The organism is Stenotrophomonas sp. TWI1409 (genome assembly GCF_039673015.1).
Taxonomy (GTDB): domain Bacteria; phylum Pseudomonadota; class Gammaproteobacteria; order Xanthomonadales; family Xanthomonadaceae; genus Stenotrophomonas; species Stenotrophomonas maltophilia_A.
The window spans coordinates 63840-87395 of record NZ_JBDJKU010000009.1 but is presented as its reverse complement, the minus strand read 5'-3'; the positions used below and the strand labels follow the sequence as shown (position 1 = coordinate 87395).

The following is a 23556-nucleotide window of genomic DNA, read 5'->3' as shown; positions in this document are numbered from 1 at the left end:
TCAGTGCAGGGGTTCTGGCTCGTCCATGAACATCTGCGTCTCCATCCAGGCGTACGCCGCCTCGGAGCCGGGCTGGTTGAACAGCACCATCAGCACGACCCACTTCAGGTCGTCCAGGTCCAGTTCGTCCTGGTCCAGGGCCATGGCCCGGTCCAGCACCAGCTCGCGCTGGTCGGCGTCGAGGATGCCGTGCTGTTCCAGGTACAGCAGGAAACCACGGCATTCCACGTCCAGCTTGTCCAGCTCGGGGCCGTGGTAGACGCGCACGGGGCCATCGACCCGTGCCTGGGCCACGCTCGGCCGCTGCGCGGCCAGGGCATCGAGCCAGTCGAATGCCTTGTTGATCTCGGTTGGGCTGAAACCGGCCTGGATCAGGCCGTTCTGGAGCGAATCGCGGTCACGGATCAGGTCCGCATCTTCGCTGAAATAGTGTTCAAACAGGTACAGCAGTACGTCCAGGATGCTCTCTTTCATTGCCCCTCGGCCTGCGTCGCGCGACGCTGTGGAGGTGAAGAAACTAGGGAGTTCGACAGTAGCGGCCGTGTACGCACACCACGATTCCCGCCAGTTCCATGGCCAGCAGCATGGAGGACACCTGGGGCGCCGTCAATCCACAGCGCGTGATCAGTGAATCCATACCGCTTGGGTTGTGGTCCAGGGCCCGCCACAAGCTCTGGTAGTCAGGGTCGTCGGCCCAGCGCGCCGGCAGGAGTGCCGGCGGTGCCTGTTCAGTGGGGGTGGCGAGCCGTGATTGCAAGCCCGGCAGCTGCTGGCGAAGGGCGGGCGCCAGCAGTTCAAGGACCTCCTCCGGGCGCTCGACCAGTGCGGCACCCTCGCGGATCAACCGGTGGCAGCCCGCGGCGCGTGGGTTGAGTACCGAACCGGGCAGGGCACAGACCTCGCGGCCGGCCTCGGCGGCCAGGCGTGCGGTGATCAATGCGCCGGAGCGCTGGGCGGCCTCGACCACCACCGTCGCCAGCGCCAGCCCGGCCACCAGGCGGTTGCGGGCTGGAAAGTGACCGGGGCGTGCCGGTGTGCCCGGGAGGTATTCGCTGAGCACTGCGCCTTCGGTGGCGATCCGGGCCTGCAGCCTGGCGTGGCTGTCCGGGTAAGCCCGGTCCGGGCCGGTGCCGATCACCGCCACAGTGCAGCCACCGGCGTCCAGCGTGGCCTGGTGGGCGGCCGCGTCGATGCCTGCCGCCAGGCCGCTGGTCACCGCCAGCCCGGCTTCGACGAAGCAGCCGGCAAACCGGGCGGCCAGGGCGCGTCCGCCCGGCGTCGGCGAGCGGCTGCCGACCAGCGCCACCGACGGGCGCCAGGCCAGGCTGGGGTCGCCGGCGATGAACAGCGCCAGGGGTGGGTTCGGGACATCCAGCAGGGGCGGGGGGAATGCCGGATCGGTGAAGGCCAGCAGGTGCTGGTTGTCGTCTTCCAGCCAGCGCCGTGCCACGGCCCAGGCCCGGGTGTCCGGGCATTCCAGCGCGGCGCACTGCTCGGGCGTGCAGCCGTGCGCGCGCCAGTTCGCGGCGCCCTGCGCGATCGCAATCTCCGCGCTGCCTGCGGCCTGCAGCAGTGCCCGCCGTGGCGCCAGCGCGCCGCCTGCCATCAACAGGCGCAGCAGCGCCTCGTCAGCTTGGTTGGTCATCTCCCCACTATCGAGCGCATACAACAAAGGCGCCCTAGGGCGCCTTCGCATGTGGCTGTCAGGTTTTGCCGGAGGTGCCTGCCGGCCAGCGGCCGGCACTACCTGCAGTGGCCGGGCAACCCGGGACTGGTTACTTCGCGTCCGGGTGCAGTGCGTTGAACCCCACGCGTACCGGCTTCACGCCCTGCATCACCAGCGCGTAGCTGACGTTGTCGAAGGTACGGAACACCATGGCGTGCGCGGCGTATTCGTCCGGCAGCGAAACCCGGCCGGCGCCGGTGCTGAGCGAATCGTCCATGCGCGACGAGGTGGGGTACTTCATGCGGTGCGCCACGTGGCGGCCCGGGCGCCACAGCGAGAACACGGTGCCGTTGTCCACGCCCTGTGCGCGACCTGCGGAAATCGCGATCACATCGCGCGGGCCAGCGGCGGTGAACATGTCGGTGACGGCCAGCACGCGCACATCGACGCCCTCGACACCGGCGGCCGGGACATGGGGGACGAACTGCAGGTCGTACGGCTTGGCCTCGACCGGGACCAGGCGGTCGCCGGCACGCACCTCGCGGCCGCCTTCGTTCTTGTCCAGCACCAGGGTGGACGCCTCGACCTTGCCGCCGGCGACATGGGTGATGGTGCCGGTGGCGACCTGGGCCAGCTCATAGCCGAGTATGCCGCGGCGGTGGTTGGGGGCGTTGTAGGCCCGCCACAGGTTGCCGCTGCCGGGGGTGACGTCGCCGTTGGCGGTCAGGTCCTCGGTCGGCTTGGGCTGGGCGTAGCGCACGGTCGGGCGGACCACGGCCCAGCGCTGGCCCAGCTGGGCGTCGGCCAGGCGCACGTAGACCGCACTGCCGCTGGTGACGCGCAGGCGTTCTTCTTCCAGGCCGGCCACGTAGGGTAGCTGCTCGATGCTGTCGATCACGCTCAGCTGCTTCAGGAACGGCTCGACCTGGGCCAGCGGAATGGCATCGATCGGGGCTTCCTGGCGCGGGCCGGGCTTGGCAGCGACGGTCACCCGGTCCAGATAGGCCAGGCTGAGCACGTCACCGGGATAGATCAGGTGCGGATTGGCGATCTGCGGATTGGCCTGCCAGATCTCCGGCCACAGCCACGGCTTCTGCAGGAAACGTGCGGCGATATCCCACAACGTATCCCCTTTTCGGACCACATAGGTGTCCGGGTGCCCGCCATTCACTTCCACGGCGGTAGCATAGGCAGCCACGGTCAGCATCGCCGCGGCGACGACCGTACGAAAACGAAGCAACATAGGTGTGAAGCCCTGATTCCCCAACAGGTCCGCGCACTATAGTCCAGAAACCGGGGCGCAAGGCAAGCGTTGGAGCTAGAATCTGCGACGTATGCCGGCGTGCCGGCCCCCTATCCGGAAACAGCCATGGCCCTTCTCCCCATTCTCGAGTTCCCCGATCCGCGCCTGCGTACCAAGGCTGCGTTGATCGAAGCCGCCGAAGTCACCACGCCGGCCTTCCAGGAACTGATCGACAACATGTTCCTGACCATGTACGACGCCCCGGGCATCGGCCTGGCCGCCACCCAGGTGGACGTGCACAAGCGCTTCATGGTCATCGACGTCAGCGAAGAAAAGAATGAACCGCATGTGTTCATCAACCCGGAAATCGTCGCCAAGGACGGAGGCCGGGTGTATCAGGAGGGCTGCCTGTCGGTTCCGGGCATCTTCGCCGACGTGACCCGCGCCGATACCATCACCGTGAAGTACCTGGACCGCAACGGCCAGGAACAGCAGCTGGAAGCCGGCGAAGTGCTGGCCACCTGCATCCAGCACGAGATGGATCACCTGGACGGCAAGCTGTTCATCGACTATCTGTCGCCGCTCAAGCGCGAGATGGTGCGCAAGAAGCTGGCCAAGCAGCGCAAGCACGTGGCGTGATCGCCAATCCGGGCCGCCCATCGGGTGGCCCGTGCCTGCGCGACGCGCGCGGGCTGTACGGCGCCGGCCGACGGCGCCGTTTTCTTTCCTGCACGAATCCATCCTGCAAGTGGGGTAGCCATGAGGATTGTCTTTGCCGGTACGCCGGAATTCGCGGTGTCGTCGCTGCGCGCGGCTGCGCGCCACCATGAGGTCGTGGCCGTCTACACCCAGCCTGATCGTCCGGCCGGCCGTGGCCGTGGCCTGGCGCCGTCGCCGGTCAAGCTTGAAGCCGTGGTCCGTGGCATTCCGGTCTACCAGCCCGAATCGCTGAAGGATGAAGCCGCCCAGCAGCAGCTGCGCGACCTGCAGCCGGACCTGATGGTGGTGGTGGCCTATGGCCTTATCCTGCCCAAGGCGGTGCTGGCCATTCCGACCCACGGCTGCTGGAACGTGCATGCCTCGCTGCTGCCGCGCTGGCGCGGTGCCGCGCCGATCCAGCGCGCGATCCAGGCCGGCGATGCGAAGACCGGCGTCTGCCTGATGCAGATGGAGGCCGGCCTGGATACCGGCCCGGTGCTGCTGCACCAGGAGCTGCCGATCGCGGCCACCGATACCGGTGGCCAGCTGCATGACAAGCTGGCGGAACTGGGCGCGCAGGTGCTGTCCGACGGCCTGGGCCTGCTGCGGGCCGGCATCAAGCCGATCGCGCGGCCGCAGCCGGAGCAGGGCGTGACCTACGCGCACAAGCTGGACAAGGCCGAGGCCCGTCTGGACTGGGCGCTGGATGCAGGGGCGCTGGCACGCACCGTGCGCGCCTTCAATCCGTGGCCGATCGCCGAGGCGACGCTGGCTGGCGAGCGGGTGCGCATCCATGGCGCGGTGGCGCTGGATGAGGCCCACGGCCAGGCGCCGGGCACGGTGCTGGCGGCCAGCCGCGATGGCATTGACATCGCCTGTGGCCAGGGCGCACTGCGCCTGCGCGTGCTGCAGCGGGAAGGTGGCAAGGCGATTACTGCGGCCGACTACCTCAACGCCCGCCGCGATCTGCGCGTGGGGGCATAAGCGGTGTCGAAGCAGAACGATTTCTCCGTCGCCAAGGCGGCGCCGGGCGCGGCCACGCGCATGCTGGCCGCACGTGTGCTGGCACAGGTGTTCACCCGTGGCCGTTCGCTGAAGGCCGAACTGGCCTGGGCGCTGCCGAAGCTGGCCGACAGCCGCGACCGTGCGCTGCTGGAAGCCCTGTGTTTCGCCGTCCTGCGCCGCCGCAGCACCTATGACGCGGCGCTGCAGTCGTGGATGCAGAAGCCGCTGTCGGCGCGTGATGCCGATCTGCGCACGCTGCTGATGGTCGGGTTCGCCCAGCTGGACGTGCTGGAGCTGCCGGCGCACGCGGCGCTGTCGGCCACCGTCGATGCCGCGCGTGCACTGGGCCGTGAGCGCCAGGCGGGCTTGGTCAATGCGATCCTGCGCCGCGCGCAGCGCGAAGGTTTCCCGGAGCAGCCAGCGCGCGATGCCTTCCCGGAATGGCTGGCCGATGCGGTGGAACGCGATTGGCCGGCACAGGCCGACGCGATCTTCAGCGCCAGCCTGCAACCGGCGCCACTGTGGCTGCGCGCCAACCGCCAGCAGGGCGGTCGTGACAAGGCACTGGCCGCGCTGGCCGAAGCCGGCATTGCCGCAGAAGCCAGTCCGCTCAGTGCCGACGCGTTGCGCCTGGCCTCTCCGGTTGCCGTGAATCAGCTGCCCGGCTTCGCCGAGGGCGCGATCTCGGTGCAGGACCTGTCGGCGCAGTGTGCCGCCGATGCGCTGGCCCCGGTGGCCGGTGCCCGCGTGCTGGATGCTTGTGCGGCCCCCGGCGGCAAGTCGGCGCACCTGCTCGAGCGCGACCCCAGCCTGCGCCTGCTGGCGCTGGATATCGACGCGCGCCGCCTGGCCCGTGCACGCGATACCTACACCCGTACCGGCGTGGGCGAGCATGCGCAGACCCTGGCGGCAGATGCCAGTGATCCGGGCGCCTGGTGGGATGGCGTGCCGTTCGACGCGATCCTGCTTGATGCGCCGTGCTCGGCGACCGGCGTGATCCGCCGCCAGCCGGATGTGATGTTCCACCGTCGCGCCGAAGACATCGATGCACTGGTCGGCGTGCAGGCGCGCCTGCTGGAAGCCTGCTGGTCGATGCTGCGCCCGGGCGGCGTGCTGTTGTATGCCACCTGTTCGATCCTGCGCGCCGAGAACATCGATCAGGTGCGCGCGTTCCTGAAGTGGCATCCGGATGCCGTGGCGCAGCCGCTGGGCGATGCATTCGGCGTGGATTGCGAAGGGGTGGCGCGCCAGAGGCTGCCGGGTGAAAACGATGCTGACGGTTTCTTCTACGCGCGTCTGTTAAAAGCAGCCTGACCCCCGCTGCCGTTTCGAGTCCCATGCTGAAAGCCCACGCGTCGCGCCAGACGTGGTTGTTGGTGGTGATGGCCCTGCTGGTGCTGGGGGCCGGCCTGGGCCTCCGTGATCCGTGGCCCTCGGACGAGCCACGTTTCGCGCTGGTGGCCAAGCAGATGGTCGACAGTGGCTACTGGTTGTTCCCGCATCGCGGCCCCGAGCTCTATTCGGACAAGCCGCCGATGCTGATGTGGTTGCAGGCGGCGATGTACAGCCTGGTCGGCCACTGGCGGGTGGCGTTCCTGCTGCCCTCGCTGCTGGCCGCGCTGGGCACGCTGTGGTGCGTGGTCGATCTCGGCCGCCGCCTGTGGACGCGCCAGGTGGGGCTGTACGCGGGCTGGGCACTGCTGTTCGCGCTGCACTTCACCTTCCAGGCGAAGAAGGCGCAGATCGATCCGCTGGTGGTGCTGTTCATCACCCTGGCCAACTACGGCCTGCTGCGCCATCTGCTGCTGGGTCCGGCCTGGCGCTGGTGGTGGCTGGGCTGGTTCTTTGCCGGCATTGGTGTGATCACCAAGGGCGTAGGCGTGCTGGCGCTGATGATGATCGTGCCGGCGGCAGTCGCATCCGTGCTGCACTGGCCACGGGTACGCCTGCACGTGCGCGACCTGCGTTTCTGGCTGGCACCGTTGGCCTTCCTGCTGGCGGTGTCGTTGTGGCTGGCGCCGATGCTGCTGGCAGGCTTCGCCACCGGTTCGGAGCCGTACCGCGCCTACATGGACGACATCCTGTTCCGGCAGACCGCGCGGCGCTATACGCAGTCCTGGGACCATCACCAGCCGTGGTGGTACTTCCTGGCGATCATGCCGTCGATGTGGATTCCCGCGTTTCTGCTGCTGCCCTGGGCGCTTCCGGCCTGGTTCCGGCGGCTGCGCCGGCGCGATGCGCGCTACCTGCTGCCGTTGGCCTGGTGGCTGCTGGTCGTGCTGTTCTTCTCCCTTCCGCACGGCAAGCGCGACGTCTACATCCTGCCGGCATTGCCGATGTTCTGCCTGGCGCTGGCGCCGTTGCTGCCCGGGCTGCTGAGGCGGCGCGATGTGCAGCGCGTGCTGGGCGCATTCACCGCGTTGCTGGCACTGGCGCTGGGGCTGGTCGGTGCGCTGGCGCTGCTGGGTGATCCGGATTTCGAAGTGCGCCTTACTCATGGCCGCGGGTTGCTTCCCGGTGCCACCGATGCGCTGGCCTGGGCGGCGCTGGCGATGGCGGTCTGGTCGGCCTTGAGCCTGTGGGTGTGCGGGCGCCAGCGTCGGCACGTTGCCCTGGCCTCTACCCTGGCAGGAGTCTGGGTGCTGTACAGCCTGGTCGGCTATCCGGTGTTGAACGACTCCAGCTCGGCCCGTGGCCTGATGCGTGAAGTGAGTGCACGCATCGGTCCGCAGGCCGAGCTGGGACTGGTGGCATGGAAAGAGCAGAACCTGCTGATGGCTGATCGCCCGGCGGCCACCTTTGGATTCGAAGCACGTTGGCATCAACAGCTGCAGGCGGCCGTGCGCTGGCAGCGGCTGGTTCCGCAGCGACGCTGGCTGCTGGTGAACGAGGATGCGATGCAGGCCTGCATCGATCGTGCGCGGGCCGAGATGGCGGGCATTTCCAATCGTCGCCGCTGGTGGCTGGTGCCTGCCGATGCGGTCGCCGGCGACTGCCGGCCGTCAGTGGCGGAACTCGAGCACGAGCGCCGCCTGCAGGGGCCCGGCATCACCGATTGAGCGTTCGGGGAACGTGGCTCAGGTGCTGGCCAGGGCGGCGTGATAGCTGGCCAGCGTGGCGTCGGCGAATGTCTGCAGGCCGAACTCCCGCTGTGCATGGCGGCGTGCTGCGCGGCCCTGTTCCGGCAGCGCATCGCGCTGTGCGTACAGCGCCTGTACCTGGGCGGCGATGGCGTCGATGTCGCGTGTGGCAACCACCCAGCCATCGACGCCTTGTTCGATGTTCTCCGGCAGGCCCGCGTAGTCGCTGACCAGCATCGGCTTGGCGCTGGCCATCATCTCGCGGCAGGCGAAGGAGATCGTCTCGACGTCATGGGACAGTACGAAGCCAGCATCGCCGGCCGCGATCAGGACACGGGTATCGGCCAGCAGGCCGGTGAAGTGCACCTGCGCGGCCACCTCGCCCAGCGCCTGCACCTGTTCGCGCTGCTGCGCGCTGGGCAGGTGGCCGGCCACGGCCATGTGCACATGCGGACGCACCGCATCGGGCAGCCGTGCGATGGCCCGGGCCAGGTCGATCCAGCCCTTGTAATCGTCGGTGCCGGCATTGCTGACCAGCACCAGCGCCTGTGGATCCTGCGTCCACTGCTGGCGCAGCGCGCTGCCGGTGCCGGCCGGCTGCGGTGAGTAGCGCTCCAGGTCAACGCCATTGCGGACCACGTCGATCGGGCAGCGACGGTACGGGCCCTGTTCCAGCAGGCGCTTGGTGTCGGCCGAGACCGCGATCAGCCGATCGGTGGCCCAGCGTGCGCGCAGCGCATTGCCAAAGGTATTGGTGGGTTTGCTGTTGTGCTTGGTCAGCACGATCGGCGGGCGGCGCATGCCCAGCAGCCCCTGCATCACGAAGCGGTGGTCGCGTGCACCGTTGACATGGATCAGGTCGATGCCTTCATCGTGCACCAGCCTGCGCAGCGCGCGCTGTTCGGCCAGCTGCCGGGGCAGCGTTGGCAGGCCGCTGCCGAACGCAATCGGCAGTGTGCGGGCAATGCCTTCATCGGCCATGGTCCGCAGCAGGCGGCTGTCGGCCGGCGCGGCGACGTGGAGCGTGTGCTGGCCGTGCAGCGCACGCGCCAGCGAGACGATGTACGTGGTGTGGCCGCCACCGTCGCCGTAGTGGAAGTTGGTGTACAGGATTTTCATGGGGGGTCTTCAGGCAACGCCCACGCAGTGTGACACAGCGTGGTCAAGGCTGGTCCGCGGAAGGTGCCGGGTCGGCCACCGCCTGTCCATTGCCCAGCATCCACAGCATGATGGTCTTCTGCCGCACGTAGTTGGCGCGGACGTAGGCGTAGACCAGACCATGCCAGCCGTCGCGGAAGCCGCCACGGAACAGGAAGCCGCGCCAGAACCGCCAGGCCGGCGCCAGCACCAGCTTGCCCAGCGTGGCCCGCTTGCCGCGTGCGAACTCGTGCTCGGCCATCATCCGCGCGTACTTCTCGGTCTTGGCCAGCTGCTGCTGCAATGACCGGTACGGATAGTGGATCAGGTCGCCGCGCAGGGTGCCCACACTGCCGTCGACACTGGCCGCCTCGTGGATCTCGCGCTTGCCGCGCCAGCCGCCGCGGCGGCGGTCGAACAGGCGCATCACCCGGTCCGGGTAGGCATTGCCATGGCGCAGGAACTTCCCGAAGTACTCCGAGAGGCGGGCGAAGCGATAGCCGGCCTGGCCGCCGAAGCCACCGTCGCGGGCCTGCTCGATGGCCGTGCGCAGTTCGGGGCTGATGCGCTCGTCGGCGTCCAGGCACAGCACCCAGTCGTGGCTGGCCTGCTCGACGCAGAACGCCTTCTGGCTGCGGAAGCCCTCGAACCGGCGCTGCAGCACGCGGGCACCGGCGGACTCGGCGATGGCTACGGTGGCATCGGTGGACTGCGAGTCCACCACCACGATCTCATCGCAGAAGGCCAGCGAGGCCAGGCAGTCGCCGATGCGCCCGGCCTCGTTGAACGCGATAATGCACGCCGAGATGCGAGGCCGTTCGATGGGAGCGGTCGTGGAGGACATGATGGCCGGGTACCTGTTGTTTGCGACGGAGCGCTATGCGCTGCCTATTCTCGCCCCGTTGGCGCAGGCCTTGCACGCGTCCGGGCAGGAGGTGGCGGCCTGGTTCGAGGACGGCGCGGCCGGCAGCAGCCTGCCGGGGGTGCCCAACGTGGGCCTGAAGCAGGCCCTGGCAATGCGTCCGCGGGCGGTGTTCAGCGCGGCCAACTGGGTGCCGACCTTCCTTTCGGGGGCCAAGGTGCAGCTGTTCCATGGCTTCAACGTGGAGAAGCGGGACAGTGCGCGCGGCCACTTCCGGGTGCGCGGCATGTTCGACCTGTACTGCACGCAGGGGCCGGCCACGACCGCACCGTTCCGCGAGATCGCCAGCCTGCAGGGCCACTTCGCCGTGGCCGAGACTGGCTGGCCGAAGCTGGACCCGCTGTTCCGCGATGACGGAGGCGAGAGTTCCGCGCTGCGCGCACCGGCCGGTGACCGCCCGGTGATCCTGTTCGGTTCCACCTTCACCGAGCGGCTCAGCGCGGCCCCGCACCTGCATGCGCAGATCGCCGCTGATATCGCCGCCGGTGACCACTACTGGCTGCTGACCCTGCACCCGAAGTGCCCACCGGAACTGTTCGAACGCTACCGCGCGCTGGCCGGTGCCAATGCCCGCTTCATCGAGCCGGAGCAGGTGATGGCCGCGCAGCGTGCCGCCGATGTGCTGGTGTCGGACACCTCATCGATCGTTTCGGAGTTCATCGTGCAGCACAAGCCGGTGGTGACCTTCCGCAACCGCGTGCCGAAGCCGCACATGATCGACTTCGATGATCCTGCGCAGCTGCAGGCGATGCTGCAGCGCGCGCTGCACCCGGACGCCGCGCTGCAGGCGGAAATCGTGCGCTACGCCGATGCCATCCACCCTTACCGCGATGGCCGCTCCAGTGAACGGGTGATCGCGGCCACCGAGGATTTCCTGTCCGGTGAAATGGGTGCGTTGCGGCGCAAGCCATTCGGCAGCTGGGTGCGCGATCTGCAGATCCGCAAGGACCTGGGGTATTGGGGCCCGTCGCAGCGCTGATGCCTCGCTGAACCCGCTCGCGGTAGTGCCGGCCGCTGGCCGGCAACCTCGGGAATGGCGGCAGTTGCCGGCCGGCGATCGGCACGACCTATAGTGCTTACCAGCGCAGCTTGCGCCGCGCCAGCGCCGCGGCCAGTTGATCCATCACCTGTTGGGCCTGTGCCTGCGGCAGATGATGCAGCGTCAGCGCCACATCACCATGCGCGCCGGCGGTATCCAGCTGCAGGCTGCTGGTGCCCAGCAGTTTGTCCAGCGGCGAGCGTTGCAGGCGCAGGCCCTGCACCTTGTCCAGCTCGGCCCAGCGCCACCAGCGCTTCCACCAGCCGCCGCGCACCGCCACATAGTGTTCGTCCAGGTACCAGCCCATGCGTGCCATCTGCCGGTGCGCGACCAGCAGCGCCACCGGTAGCCACGCCAGCACCAGCAGGCCCCATGGGCCCCAGCGCCAGTACGCGGCCGCAGCCAGCAGCGGCACCAGCACCAGTGCGCCCAGGCACAGCCGCCACCAGCCGCGCTGCGGAATGGACTGCCATTGCAGCGGAGGCCACTGCAGCTGCGGCAGCAGGTGCTGCACCAGCTGCTCACAACGTGTACTGGACGCCAGCGGCGCGAGTTCGCGCAGGGCGCGGTCCTCATCGCGCGCGGGGCCACCGGCGGCACTGTCGATGCGCAGCTGACGCAGCCCGAACCAGCGCTGCAAAGTACCTTCGCGCAGCGTCCAGGCCTGGATGCGCCGGCGCGCCACGCTGCTGCGGGTGCGGCTGAGCAGACCGGCCGATACGGTCAGGCGTCGGTCCTGCTCGCTGAGGGTGAAGCCGTGGTAGCGCAGCAGCGTCAGCACCACCGACAGCACGCGCAGCGCCAGCCAGCCCAGCAGCAGCGCGGCAGCCAGCAGCAGAAACGCGCCGGTCACGCCGGGGTGCAGATGGCTGGCGTAGCCAAAGGCTTCGCGTCCACCGCGCTGGAGGGCATCGTCCATCACCGGCCGTGGCACGGTCTGGAACAGCACGCCGAACGCGGCGATCGCCAGCGCCCAGCCGCGGTTGGAGAGCAGGCCCATGCGTACCACGTCCCAACTCGACAGGCGCAGCAGTACCTGCTCGTTCTCAGTCGCGGTGCTGGCAACCGGGTCGGGCTCGGTGATGCCGGCGGCCTGCGGCGCCTGCCCGCGCTGGCGGACCAGCCGTTCCAGCGCCAGCGCCTGGTCCAGCTTCAGCACCCGCATCTCCGCTTCCGGGCGCACGCCACCGGCCGATTCCAGGCGCAGCTCGGCCACACCAAACAGACGGTGCAGCGGGTTCTGTCGCACCTCCACGTTGTGGATGCGCGCGAACGGAATCTCGCGCCGGTTGCGCGCGAGCAGACCGCTGCGCACGGTGATCGCATCACTGCCGATACGGTAGCGGTAGCTGAGGTACTGCAGCACCGACACCAGTACCAGTGCGGCAATTGCCGTCAGCGGAATCAGCTGCGCCCACATCGGGTCGCGGTCGCCGCGCTGGCCGAACACCAGCAGTGCCACCAGCGGCAGGAAGTAATGGCGCAACTGCATCAACAGTACGAACAACCACGACCACGGATGCAGGCGGTGGTCCTCGCCACCGGCGGGCAGTGCTGCAGGCAGAGGCGGTGGCAGGCTCACAGGGCGTCGGCGTCCTGGTCGAGCTGGTGGGACAGGGTATCGCGCAGGCGCTCGGCATCCGCCTCGTCCAGGCCGCTGACGGTCACCGCGCTCATGCGGGTGCCGGCGGTGTGCACGATCAGCGTGGCCAGGCCAGCACGGCGTTCCAGTGGTCCACGGCGCAGGTCCAGGTGCTGCACGCGCGAAATGGGGATGCGCGTTTCCAGCTGCCACATCAGGTCGCGGCGCAGGCCCAGCCCTTGGGCATCCAGCCGCCAGCGGGTGCGGACCAGGCGCCGGCGGCCGAGCCAGGCGCCGAAGACGATGCCGATCAGCAGCCCAAGGGCGGCCGTCCACAGGCCGCCGGGCAGGTCGAAGAACCACGCGGCTGCGGCCAGCGGCAGGCCCGGCACAAACAGGCCGCCGAAGGCACCTTCCAGTGCGGCCAGCCGCGCGGCGCGGCGCGGCAGCGACTGCCAGGCATCGGTGGTCGGAGCAGTAAGGGGAACGTCGGTCACGCGGGCTCCGTCAGGTGGCAGGGCGGGCGGTGGCGGCCGTGGCCGCACCGCGCAGACGGTAGCAGGTCGGCTGCGTTACTGGGCAGCCTGGATCAGCGCGTCCACATCCAGCATGTGGCCGGCACGATCGGCCTTGGTACGCAGGTAGTGTTCGTTCTCGGCGGTGATCTCGCCGGTGACCGGAATGCAGTCCAGCACTTCGATGCCGGCATTGCGCAGGCGCTGCGCCTTGGTCGGGTTGTTGCTGAGCAGGGCCACACGCGAAATGCCCAGGCCGCGCAGCATCGCCACCGCGCTGCCGTAGCGCCGTTCGTCGGCGCCGAAGCCGAGCTGTGCATCGGCATCGATGGTGTCCAGGCCGTCATGCTGGTAGCCATAGGCACGCATCTTGGCCGCGATGCCGGTACCGCGGCCTTCCTGGTCCAGGTACAGCAGCACGCCGCCGCCCAGTTCCTTCAGCTTGCGCAGGCCGCGCCGCAGCTGGTCGCCGCAGTCGCACTTGAGCGAACCGAACAGGTCGCCGGTCAGGCACGAGGAGTGCACGCGTACCGGTACCACCGCCGACAGATCCGGTTCGCCGACGATGATCGCGACCTGGTCACGCTGGGCGACGCCACCACGGAACACCGCGAACGTGGTCATGCCGACATCGCGCAGCGGTACCGGCGAACGCGCCACCAGTTCGTAGTCATGCGCGGCATGTGCTGCGCCCTCGGCCAGGTCGCACAGCGCAACCTCGGCCGCGCCATCGAAGGTGCGGTCTTCGGCGTCCAGGCGCACCGCCACCATCGCCGGCAGCAACAGGCCGAGGCGGGCCAGTTCCACCGCGCCTGCATCGAAGGCGTCACCGGCGCTCCAGCCGTCCGGCATCGGGCCCGGTTCACGCAGGTAGCCCAGCGAGGGCAGGGCATCGAAGGCAATACCCGCCAGCGGCAGGCGTGCTCCTTCCGGGGCCTCCACGCCAAGCACGCGGGCGCGGGTAGCGGTCAGGAACAGGTAGTGGCGCTCGCGCGCGGCGCTGGCGAACGTGGCGAAGCTGCTGGCGGTGGCGCTGTCCAGTGCGATCACCGCCAGGCGCTGGCCCTGGCCATCGTGGAGCAGCACCGGGCGACCGGCGCGCAGTTCGGCCACCGCGCGTTCGCAGCGGATCGCGGCGGGATCGCCGAACAGGGAAGAGGCAGCAGGCATGGCAGGACCGGGGGAGGCGGACATCGCAGTCTCTATGGGGGCGCCGGCGTCGTATTCAACGTGGTGCGGCCGCCGGTCGCAGGTGCCAGGTGGGCCTGAGTGCGGCAGCCGTCAGTGCGGATGCTCTTCGGTCGCATACGGGTCTTCCTCGCCGCTGCCCGGTGGCCGCAGCGTATAGCGCTTGTAGGTCCACTGGTACTGGGCAGGATCGCGGCGCGCAATGCGCTCGATGCCGGCATTGAGCGCGGTGGCGGCCACCTGCGGGTCCGGGTCGGCCACGGCCGGGTCGGTCGGCTCGATGTGCAGGGCAAATTCCATGTCCGGCCCGATGCGCTCGCACCAGCCGTACAGCACGGTGGCGCCGGTGCGCTCGGCCAGCCGGTTGACCAGGGTCATGGTCAGCGCCTGCACGCCGAAGAACGGCACGAACACGCCGTCGCCTGCCTTGGGCTGCTGGTCGGGCAGGATGCCGGTGGCACCGCCGTCCTTGAGTACCTTGAACAACTGGCGCACGGCCGGGCCTTCGGCGCGCACCTGCTGTACGTTCTGGCCGCCCCGCACCAGCTGCAGGAAGGCATCGCTGGCCTCGTCCTCCGGTGGCTTGTAGACGATGGCGATCTGCCCGCGCGAGGCCAGCCACTGGTTCAGCAGCTCCCAGTTGCCGAAGTGAGGTGCGGCCACGATCACGCCCTTGCCGCTGGCCAGGGCCGCGTCGTACAGGGCCTCGCCGTGGCGCTGCTTCAGGTGCAGGCGCAGGTTGTCGGCCGGCGCCTGGCTCCACAGGCGCAGGGTCTCGATGGCCTGCAGGGCGGTGGAGCGCAGCAGCTCCCGGTGCAGGCGGTCGCGCGTGGCGCGGTCCAGGTCCGGGTAGGCCAGCTCCAGGTTGCGTCGGGTGACGCGGCTCTCACGGGCGTTGAGACTGATCCAGGTCCAGGACAGGGCACGGGCGATTCCCCGCAGCAGCGGCCAGGGCAGGCGGGCGAACAGGGTGGTGGCGCGGTAGACCAGCCGGGCTTTGCGTTGCGGATTCATCTGCGCCAGTTTAGCCAAGGGCGCTGCTATCGTGGCCGGCCCCGTTCATTGGAGCCCACGATGCTCGTCCTTATCCAGCGTGTCAGCCAGGCTGCCGTCCACGTCGATGACGAAGCGGTCGGCCAGATTGGTCCGGGCCTGCTGGCGCTGGTGGGCATGGAACCGGGCGATACCGAGGCCCAGCTGCGGCGCATGGCCGAGCGCCTGCTGGGCTACCGGGTGTTCGCCGACGAGGCCGGGAAGATGAACCGCTCGCTGCGCGACACCGGCGGCGGCCTGCTGCTGGTCAGCCAGTTCACCCTGGCGGCCGATACCCGTTCGGGCATGCGGCCCAGCTTCACCAGCGCCGCACCGCCGGACGAGGCTGAACGCGGGTTCAATCGATTTGTCGAGATCTGTCGTGAAAATCACGCACCAGGGGTGGAAACGGGCCGATTTGGTGCCCATATGGTCGTCAGCCTGGTCAATGACGGTCCCGTGACCTTCCTTCTCAGGCCCTGAGCCTGCGGGACCACCGCCCGGCAGGCGGGGCCCCGGGCTGGTATAATGCTACGTTCCCTATTTCTCCCTAGCCGGTGGCGCGAGCACTACATGGCCAACGAACGTCCTGCCCAATCCGAAATCAAGCAACTGATCAGCAAGGGCCTGGAACAGGGCTACCTGACCTACGCCGAAGTCAATGACCATCTGCCGGACGACATGGTCGACCCGGAACAGATCGAAGACATCATCGGCATGATCAACGGCATGGGCATCGATGTCCATGAAGTTGCGCCGGATGTGGAAACCCTGCTTCTCAACGATGGCAACACCGGTAACCGCGAAGTCGATGACACCGCGGCCGAAGAAGCTGCCGCCGCGCTGAGCGCGCTCGACACCGAAGGTGGCCGTACCACCGACCCGGTGCGCATGTACATGCGCGAAATGGGCACCGTCGAGCTGCTGACCCGCGAAGGCGAAATCGCCATCGCCAAGCGCATCGAGGAAGGCCTTTCGCAGGTCCAGGCCGCCCTGGGCCAGTTCCCGGTCTCGGTCGAGTCGCTGCTGACCGACTACGAAGCCCACAAGGAAGGCAAGAAGCGCCTGGCCGAAGTGATCGTCGGCTTCAACGATCTGGCCGATGAAGTGCCTGCGCCGGCCGCTGCCGCGTCCGATGACAGCGATGATGCCGACGCCGAAGGCGACGAGGACGAGGACGATGATGTCGAGGGTGGCGAGGAAGAAGCCGCACCGACCGGTCCGGACCCGGAGGAAGTCGCTGCGCGCATGCAGGCGCTGAGCGATGCCTTCAATGCCTTCAAAAAGGCCGCCACCAAGGGCGACAAGAAGAACCTGCCGCGCCTGCGCGAAGAGATGTCGGCGGTGTTCGTCACCCTGAAGCTGCCGCTGCCGCTGACCGACGTGCTGACCAAGCAGCTGCGCGACACCATGGCGTCGATCAAGGCCCATGAGCGCCGCGTGCTGAATCTGGCGACCGTCACCGCCCGCATGCCGCGCAAGGACTTCATCCGTTCCTGGGAAGGCAACCAGACCAATCTGGAATGGGTGGAAGATGCGCTGAAGCGCAAGCAGAAGTGGTCTTCGGCCCTGCGCGAAGTGAAGGACCAGATCATCGCCGAACAGCAGGCGACGATCGACATCGAGAAGCTGACCCAGCTGGACCTGGAAGAGCTGAAGGAAATCAGCCGTGCCATGGCCTACGGTGAAGCCAAGGCGCGCAAGGCCAAGAAGGAAATGGTCGAGGCCAACCTGCGCCTGGTGATCTCGATCGCCAAGAAGTACACCAACCGCGGCCTGCAGTTCCTCGACCTGATCCAGGAAGGCAACATCGGCCTGATGAAGGCCGTGGACAAGTTCGAGTACCGCCGCGGTTACAAGTTCTCGACCTACGCCACCTGGTGGATCCGCCAGGCGATCACCCGCTCGATCGCCGACCAGGCGCGCACCATCCGTATTCCGGTGCACATGATCGAGACGATCAACAAGTTGAACCGCATTTCCCGCCAGATGCTCCAGCAGTACGGCCGCGAGGCTACGCCGGAGGAGCTGGCCAAGGAAATGGACATGCCGGAAGACAAGATCCGCAAGGTGATGAAGATCGCCAAGGAGCCGATCTCGATGGAAACCCCGATCGGCGACGACGAGGATTCCCATCTGGGCGACTTCATCGAGGACACCAACGTGGAGTCCCCGATCGAGAACACCACCAACATCAATCTGTCTGAAACCGTGCGCGACGTGCTGGCCGGCCTCACCCCGAGGGAAGCCAAGGTGCTGCGCATGCGCTTCGGCATCGACATGAACACCGACCACACCCTTGAGGAAGTCGGCAAGCAGTTCGACGTGACCCGCGAGCGCATCCGCCAGATCGAAGCGAAGGCCCTGCGCAAGCTGCGTCACCCGAGCCGCTCGGAGCAGCTGCGCAGCTTCCTGGATATCGATTGATTTCCAGCGGCTGTTGAAGCGTTGAGAGAAACCCCGCTTCGGCGGGGTTTTTCTTTGCCCACCATATCCCTGCAAAGGCCGGCCCATGCTCGGCTGAGGCTTATGATTACGTAACAAGTAATGTAACGGAAGGCCCGCGTCGAAGCTGGCTCTTCGTGAATATACCCATTATTTTCAAGCTCATAGGTGCACGGCCGCGCTTGCAGTCCCGCTTTTTTGATGCTAATTACGTAACAAATTTCGTATTACGTAATGCACATGCCACGCGCTCAACGCCCACAGGTACTGGATCTGATCGCTCAGCTGGCCCCCGGCCAGCCGCTACCTGCCGCGGCGCTGGCCGAACGTCTGGGGGTGGACCGGATGGCGCTCAGCCGGCTGGTGGCCGCCAGTGGCCCGCAGGTGGTGCGCATGGGCAGCACCCGGGCAACCGCCTATGCGCTGCGGCGGCCCACCCGGGCCGGCAGCGAATGGCCGCTGTACCGGTTGCGCGAAGATGCGACGCTGGAGGAGCTGGGGCGGGTAATTGCGCTGGTAGGAGGCGGCTTCCACGTCGATGCCGGGCCTGACTGTCCGAACCTGCGACGCGCGCCCGAAGGTGACGTTGCCGCCTTCTTTCCTGACTTGCCGTGGTACCTGGATGACCTGCGACCGCAGGGATTTCTTGGTCGCAGCTTCGCCCATGGCCGTGCGCAGGCGCTCGGCCTGCCGAAGGACCTCAAGAGCTGGCAACCGGACGATGTGTTGATGGCCCTGGTAACCGCTGGCGGGACTGAAGCGGGCGATCTGCTGCTCGGTACCGCCGCCGTGGAGGCGGCGATGGAGACGTTGCAGGTGCCGATCGATCGGGTTGCGGCCGACGATCGTCTTGCACAGTATCGCGAGCGTGCGCGTGCTGCGCTGGACGGAGAGGACGTGGGCTCCTCGCCGGGTGGCGAGCAACCCAAGTTCACCGCCACCGTAGAGGCCTACGGCAGGCGCCGCTCGGTCCTGGTCAAGTTCGCGCAGCCCGATGAAGGCGCCGCCGCCCAGCGCTGGAGCGATCTGCTGGTCTGCGAACATCTGGCGCTTGAGGCCCTGCGCGAGTCCGGACAAGCCGCGGCGTCCAGCGAACTGCTGCAGTCGCCCACGCACACCTTCCTGGAAATCGAGCGCTTCGACCGCACGCCCGATCTGCTGGGGCGGCGAGGCCTGGTCTCGCTGCTGTCGCTATCGTCTGCGTTCACCGGCGAGGTCACCCCAGCGTGGCCGGTTGCAGGCGCCGAACTGCGTGATCAAGGCTGGCTGACGGCCGACACCGTGCAGGCGATGGGCCGACGTCACGCGTTCGGGCGGCTGATCGGCAACAGCGACATGCACCACGGCAACATCGCCTTCCACTTCATTGATCGCGGCCCGCTGCCGCTGGCGCCGGTCTACGACATGCTGCCGATGTCGCTGGCGCCGTCAAAGCTGGGCGTGTTGCGCGCGGACGAGCCGCTGTCGCCGGTCGCGCCGCTGGGCAGTGGTGATCTGCAGCATCTGCGCTGGGCGGCACCGGTGGCTGAAGCATTCTGGCAGTGCGTGGCTGTTGACGGGCGGATCCAGTCGCCGGCAATGCGGTCGTTGGCGGGGGCGAACGCCGAGCGGGTGCGGGAGATGGGCGCGCGGTTTGGGTGAGCCAGCTGTTGCGCAAGCCTGGGCGCGTGGCGTTGCGCAGCGATGGCTGAGGGTTTTTCAGTGTGTCTTGGCGCCGGCGGGTAGCCGGTTGAGCGCAGGCTCCACTACACTGTAAAGCTGCGCAGGGCCTATAGCTCAACGGTTAGAGCAGGGGACTCATAATCCCTTGGTTCCAGGTTCGAATCCTGGTGGGCCCACCACATTGACGTCCAGCGAAGTCCAGAGACGTCCGCGAAGTCCTTGAGTCGCTTGATTTCAGCGCTGCGACGGATCCATAGCCGTCCAGCGGCATCCACTTGCATCCACAAAAAAAGTGAGTCAGGCTGTGTGTCAGCGGGCTAGACGCCCCTAGACGACTCACAGGCGCTCGACTCACATGCTGACCGACACCAAGTTGCGCTCGCTCAAGCCAAAGGCCAGCCCCTTCCGTGTGGCTGATGCCAACGGCTTGTGCATTGAAGTGCGCCCCTCGGGAGCCAAGGTGTGGCGCTACCGCTACCGCTATCTGGGAAAGGCCAGCATCGTCACGCTCGATGAGTACCCGTCGATGTCGCTGCAGGCTGCCCGCGTCGAACGCGACCGTCTGCGCTCGCTCCTGCGCGGCGGGGCTAATCCCGCTCAAGTGGCCAGGGTCGAAAAGGCAGTCCAAGGAGAACGGGCCGCGAACACCTTCGGAGCCATCGGCTTGGAGTTGCTCGCCAAGCGAACGAAGGAGGGCCTTTCCCCTGGATCGGTTGTGCGTGAGCGTCGGCTGATCGAGAAGGATCTGGCTGGACTGGCGGATTTGCCTATTGGGGACATCACCGCCCCCGTACTGCTGGCTGCGCTGCGGAAGTTGGAACAGCGCGGTGTTGTAGAAACCGCGCATCGCGCCCGGGCACATGCTGGGCGGGTCTTCCGCTACGCCATAGCTACGGGGCGTGCTGACAGAAATCCCGCTCAGGACCTGACAGGAGCGCTTGAACAGCCTCAGACCAAGCACTTTGCCAGCGTGACTGATCCTGCCGTTATAGGAGGCCTCCTGCGCGCGCTGTGGGGCTACCAGGGGGCACTGGTCACGCAAGCCGCTCTAAAGCTGGCCCCAATGGTGTTTGTTCGCCCTGGGGAGCTTAGGCAGGCGAAGTGGGCTGACATCGACCTCGATGCTGCAGAGTGGCGCTATGTCACTAGCAAGACCAAAACGCCGCACATCGTCCCTCTGTCAGATCAGGCCGTTGAGGTTCTCCGGGAGTTGCACCCGTATACGAAGCGGAGCGAATTTGTCTTTCCTGGCGTCCGCAGCTCGCTGAAGCCAATGAGCGAGAACACGATGAACGCGGCGCTCCGAAACCTCGGCTTCGACTCAGACACGATGGTTGGCCATGGCTTCCGAGCGATGGCAAGAACGGTTCTGGATGAGGTGCTTGGCTACCGTCCGGACTACATCGAACACCAGTTAGCGCATGCCGTAAAGGATCCGCTTGGGCGGGCCTACAACCGAGCAACCCACCTGCCGGAACGCCGGAAGATGATGCAGGCCTGGTCTGACTATCTCGACCAGCTGCGCGTTGCAGAACCGAACGTGCTGGCCTTCAAAGCCAAGCGCGCCTAACCACCGGAGATAGGCCTTTAAGGAGGGCCGGACAAAGAAGCACAGCCGCATAAACAAAGCGGCCGAGAAAGGGGCGGGAACCCCTAGCTCGGCCTACCACAACCGACTATTGGAGAGTCGATCATGGATTGCAGCATTGTACTTGTTGCGCCTGAACGGGCGCGCTCGGCCGAAATCCGGCCCGCACTTTCGGACGTACTGGCCAGCAGCAGGATCGTCCGCGCTTGCCACAGTTGGCTTAGCGCCAACGATGACCTCAATACCTACCGGGTCTGCCTCGCACTTTTTGCCGCCGCGTTGGCCCTCGAATTTTGGGGGCGCGCCAATGGCTAAGCGCAATCAAGGCGAGTCGACGGCCCTGAGCAGGGAAGATGCCCTTTTCCAGGCACTGAACTCAGCAAGCCTTGCCATGGGTGACATTGAGGGAATCTGCCAACTGCTCTTCAACGAGCAATCGATGTTCGAGGCCGATTTCCCGGCTCCGATAGCTGCTGCCATCAGCATGATCCGCGAGCGGGCCTCTACTGCAGGAAACGCGATGCAGGAGGTGCTGTGATGCTCAGCTCGACTGTAGCGACGGCGGGGCAGCAAAAGGATGTACTCGAAGTCCGTATTGAGGCGCTGCTTGAAGCTGGCGTACCGATCCGAACTTTGATCGGACATCAGCTATGCAGCATAGACTGGCTTGCTGCTCGAATCGACCACAAGTTCCGGCTTTGCTATCACGGCGAGCGCGGTGAAGTGATTGTTGAGTGCGTTTCTGCAGCCAGTCTCCTCACTCGTGGCAGAGAGCTAGGTTGGCATCCGCTGGATGAAGAACCATTTGAGCTTGGATGGCCAGACCTCTTCAAGGAGCCGCTGTATCACCACCGACACGGCGTTCATTGGTATGCGACCGCTATCTCGGACACGGATCGGATGCTCCCACTCGCGTTTCCTAAGTCTGTCCTCGAGAGAGACAGACTAGCCACGGAAGCAGCGGCTGAGAGGGCTGAAAGTCGATTGCGTCGCCAGCAGAAGACGAGGGACAGAGCCTTGGCTGCCAAAGACCGCCAAGCTGATCTGGACAACTTGACGCGTATCTCAGAGCGGATGCTGCAGGAGGCCGCACAGGCCGGACGCCCTATTTCAGTTTCGACCGCGCGGCGAAGGGCAAAGGCATGGATGCACCAATGGGAGAAGGACGTTGCCACCGTCATGAAGCGCTTCACAGATAGCCAGGAGGGCAACCATGGCCAGTAATGCAAGTAGGTTCAGGCGGCCGGTCCGATTCAATCGGAACCGTGCAAACCCCATCCATCGCTTGCCATTCTACCGCCAGAGCCATGCCAAGGTTGGGGACTACTGGCGGATGCCGGAAGCCCGTGGGCATCTGATGGGCCGAGAGGTGGGGCGGGTCTGTTGCATCGCGTTCCTCCAAGCTCTCCAAGAGGCTGCAGCAGACCCACGCACTAGCAAGAGTGCCCACCTGGCCGATATTGTCTGCTCGGCAGTTGAGGCTTACGGGGGGAGTCTGGACAGCGCTCAGCGAGGCGTTGTCGATGGATTCTTTGGGGCTGGATCACCGCTGACGGAGGTTCTGATGCGAGGCCTTGGATCCAAGAGGGGGGCTGACTACACCATGGAGCAATTGGAGGGTGCTCTCAGCGACTTGGCATCGGTCACCGTTGAGGAGTACGCCGGTAGACGCATGGTTCCAGTGCAATGTCTGATCCCTGATAGGTCCGACCATCCTGCTTTCGAATTGTCATCCCTGGACGCAAGGCCTCAGTAAGAGGCAGCTTGAATTGAGGAACAACTACATGGCCCGTCCCAAACCCGCCAGCCGAATTCCCGACTGGTTCAATCTTGATGCATACGACCGCTTGTCTGGTTTGGACGCCAATGGCTGGCTCACGGTAGTCAGTGGACTTCGCCAGCTGCTTGATGAAATTCCAGATTTCTATCGAATTGACGATGAAGACGCCGGGGTTAGTCTGGGGGAGCTTGAGGCGACCTTCATAAGCTTCCAAGAGGACGAGGGCATGGGATGGGCCGATTGGAAGAAGCAGGACTATGCCGTCGACAAGGATGCCTTTAACTTTGGCAGCGTACAGTCATTGAGCAACTGGACAGTTGCGCATATGGGTGCAACGCTCGAACACATCAGGAATGGCCCTGAATTGTTGGCCGGCATTAGGACGGCGGTTGAGCTTGAATCGAAGAGGGAATTCAAAGAATCGAGGAAAGCACTTAAGGCAATGGAATCTCTAGATGAATTTGCCAACACGCCTTTCTTCGTTTCGTTGCGAGATTCAAGGGAAGCTTCAGGTTCTGGGGTCGGGCTGCCCAGGCGTAGAACGCTCTCTGTCAACATGCGAGCTCCTGACGAAATACTCCGAAAGGACTTCGACAGGTGGCTTCAGGCGATGCGCGCTCTTCAAGGGCATCAGGCTGCGAAGAAGTCATTTACGGACACTGATTTCAAAAGGTGGGTGCGCAACGCGTACGTCCCGCTGCTCGTGCTGAACAAGTGGAAGGAACTCACCGGTGCGAGGATCACCTACGGGGACCTTTGTGAAGCGGCGTTCCCACCAATGAGACGAGTGGAAGTAGATGACGTCCGCAAGACTTTCCTGCCAAACGCCAAGGCCTGGGCGTCGCTGGAGACAATTGATGCTCTTGCTGCGCAGGCAGCCCGGGAAGACGAAAAGTCGGAAGATTTTAGCGACTGAGTTTTTCCGGAAATTTCGGTAAGCATCGATGGCCCGGACAAGAATGAGGGCCTTATT

At 66.3% G+C, this 23556-nt stretch carries 21 protein-coding genes and 1 tRNA gene; 13 read left to right on the top strand and 9 right to left on the bottom strand.

Annotated elements, in window-relative coordinates; all coding sequences use genetic code 11:
* From ABE423_RS05280 to ABE423_RS05270, 3 genes are all read right to left on the bottom strand, one after another.
* A complete protein-coding gene (locus ABE423_RS05280; protein WP_005411195.1) occupies positions 1–474 on the bottom strand; it encodes a DUF494 family protein in 474 nt (157 codons plus the stop codon).
* 43 nt (positions 475–517) lie between these two features.
* Positions 518–1645 carry a DNA-processing protein DprA gene (gene dprA, locus ABE423_RS05275; protein WP_125892190.1) on the bottom strand — a complete coding sequence of 376 codons (1128 nt, stop codon included), beginning with the start codon at positions 1643–1645 and terminating at the stop codon, positions 518–520.
* A gap of 130 nt (positions 1646–1775) precedes the next feature.
* A complete protein-coding gene (locus ABE423_RS05270; RefSeq protein ID WP_346485269.1) occupies positions 1776–2909 on the bottom strand; it encodes a LysM peptidoglycan-binding domain-containing protein in 1134 nt (377 codons plus the stop codon).
* 126 nt (positions 2910–3035) lie between these two features.
* On the opposite strand from ABE423_RS05270, the gene def reads away from it, so the two are divergent.
* The 4 genes from def to ABE423_RS05250 all read left to right on the top strand — a co-directional run bounded on the left by def (position 3036) and on the right by ABE423_RS05250 (position 7672).
* A complete protein-coding gene (def, locus tag ABE423_RS05265) occupies positions 3036–3548 on the top strand; it encodes a peptide deformylase (RefSeq protein ID WP_008267110.1) in 513 nt (170 codons plus the stop codon).
* Positions 3549–3668: 120 nt separating this feature from the next.
* The gene (fmt, locus tag ABE423_RS05260) at positions 3669–4592 is read left to right on the top strand and encodes a methionyl-tRNA formyltransferase (protein WP_346485267.1); all 924 of its coding nucleotides are present in this window, start codon (positions 3669–3671) and stop codon (positions 4590–4592) included.
* 3 nt (positions 4593–4595) lie between these two features.
* A complete protein-coding gene (gene rsmB, locus ABE423_RS05255; RefSeq protein WP_010481181.1) occupies positions 4596–5927 on the top strand; it encodes a 16S rRNA (cytosine(967)-C(5))-methyltransferase RsmB in 1332 nt (443 codons plus the stop codon).
* A 23-nt stretch (positions 5928–5950) separates the two neighbouring features.
* Positions 5951–7672: a glycosyltransferase family 39 protein gene (locus tag ABE423_RS05250; protein WP_346485264.1), complete on the top strand. Its 1722-nt coding sequence runs from the start codon at positions 5951–5953 to the stop codon at positions 7670–7672.
* 18 nt (positions 7673–7690) lie between these two features.
* Here the strand turns inward: ABE423_RS05250 and ABE423_RS05245 are convergent, their stop codons facing one another.
* Positions 7691–8812 carry a glycosyltransferase family 4 protein gene (locus tag ABE423_RS05245; protein ID WP_125892196.1) on the bottom strand — a complete coding sequence of 374 codons (1122 nt, stop codon included), beginning with the start codon at positions 8810–8812 and terminating at the stop codon, positions 7691–7693.
* 43 nt (positions 8813–8855) lie between these two features.
* The gene (locus ABE423_RS05240; protein ID WP_107433229.1) at positions 8856–9674 is read right to left on the bottom strand and encodes a glycosyltransferase family 2 protein; all 819 of its coding nucleotides are present in this window, start codon (positions 9672–9674) and stop codon (positions 8856–8858) included.
* On the opposite strand from ABE423_RS05240, the gene ABE423_RS05235 reads away from it, so the two are divergent.
* Positions 9673–10731 carry a CDP-glycerol glycerophosphotransferase family protein gene (locus ABE423_RS05235; RefSeq protein WP_049461970.1) on the top strand — a complete coding sequence of 353 codons (1059 nt, stop codon included), beginning with the start codon at positions 9673–9675 and terminating at the stop codon, positions 10729–10731. The genes ABE423_RS05240 and ABE423_RS05235 overlap by 2 nt on opposite strands.
* 97 nt (positions 10732–10828) lie before the next feature.
* Here ABE423_RS05235 and ABE423_RS05230 read toward each other — a convergent pair whose 3' ends face one another.
* The 4 genes from ABE423_RS05230 to ABE423_RS05215 all read right to left on the bottom strand — a co-directional run bounded on the left by ABE423_RS05230 (position 10829) and on the right by ABE423_RS05215 (position 15090).
* Complete coding sequence (locus ABE423_RS05230) at positions 10829–12373, bottom strand: PH domain-containing protein (RefSeq protein ID WP_032128560.1); 1545 nt, start codon at positions 12371–12373, stop codon at positions 10829–10831.
* Positions 12370–12870 (bottom strand): PH domain-containing protein, encoded by a 501-nt coding sequence (locus ABE423_RS05225; RefSeq protein ID WP_049401009.1) that lies wholly within the window; start codon positions 12868–12870, stop codon positions 12370–12372. The genes ABE423_RS05230 and ABE423_RS05225 overlap by 4 nt, the downstream gene beginning before the upstream one ends.
* A gap of 75 nt (positions 12871–12945) precedes the next feature.
* Positions 12946–14082 (bottom strand): GTP cyclohydrolase II RibA, encoded by a 1137-nt coding sequence (gene ribA, locus ABE423_RS05220; RefSeq protein ID WP_125892204.1) that lies wholly within the window; start codon positions 14080–14082, stop codon positions 12946–12948.
* Between the two features lie 87 nt (positions 14083–14169).
* The gene (locus tag ABE423_RS05215; protein ID WP_032128563.1) at positions 14170–15090 is read right to left on the bottom strand and encodes a lauroyl acyltransferase; all 921 of its coding nucleotides are present in this window, start codon (positions 15088–15090) and stop codon (positions 14170–14172) included.
* A 60-nt stretch (positions 15091–15150) separates the two neighbouring features.
* Between ABE423_RS05215 and dtd the strand changes: the two genes are divergently transcribed.
* The 8 genes from dtd to ABE423_RS05175 all read left to right on the top strand — a co-directional run bounded on the left by dtd (position 15151) and on the right by ABE423_RS05175 (position 23499).
* Complete coding sequence (gene dtd / locus ABE423_RS05210) at positions 15151–15591, top strand: D-aminoacyl-tRNA deacylase (RefSeq protein WP_049401012.1); 441 nt, start codon at positions 15151–15153, stop codon at positions 15589–15591.
* Between the two features lie 90 nt (positions 15592–15681).
* Positions 15682–17535 (top strand): RNA polymerase sigma factor RpoD, encoded by a 1854-nt coding sequence (gene rpoD, locus ABE423_RS05205; protein ID WP_032128565.1) that lies wholly within the window; start codon positions 15682–15684, stop codon positions 17533–17535.
* A gap of 258 nt (positions 17536–17793) precedes the next feature.
* Positions 17794–19194: a type II toxin-antitoxin system HipA family toxin YjjJ gene (gene yjjJ, locus ABE423_RS05200; RefSeq protein ID WP_065428852.1), complete on the top strand. Its 1401-nt coding sequence runs from the start codon at positions 17794–17796 to the stop codon at positions 19192–19194.
* A 124-nt stretch (positions 19195–19318) separates the two neighbouring features.
* A tRNA-Ile gene (locus ABE423_RS05195) sits at positions 19319–19394 on the top strand.
* 176 nt (positions 19395–19570) lie between these two features.
* Entirely contained in the window at positions 19571–20785 is a 1215-nt protein-coding gene (locus tag ABE423_RS05190; RefSeq protein ID WP_346485259.1) for an integrase arm-type DNA-binding domain-containing protein, read from the top strand.
* Positions 20786–21110: 325 nt separating this feature from the next.
* The gene (locus ABE423_RS05185) at positions 21111–21341 is read left to right on the top strand and encodes a hypothetical protein (protein WP_074899926.1); all 231 of its coding nucleotides are present in this window, start codon (positions 21111–21113) and stop codon (positions 21339–21341) included.
* On the top strand, positions 21341–22027 hold the full coding sequence (locus ABE423_RS05180; protein ID WP_346485258.1) for a hypothetical protein: 687 nt from the start codon (positions 21341–21343) through the stop codon (positions 22025–22027). Before ABE423_RS05185 ends, ABE423_RS05180 begins: the two co-directional genes overlap by 1 nt.
* 560 nt (positions 22028–22587) lie before the next feature.
* Positions 22588–23499, top strand: a complete 912-nt coding sequence (locus ABE423_RS05175) for a DUF6387 family protein (RefSeq protein WP_346485256.1) — start codon at positions 22588–22590, stop codon at positions 23497–23499.
* Positions 23500–23556: the final 57 nt, after the last annotated feature.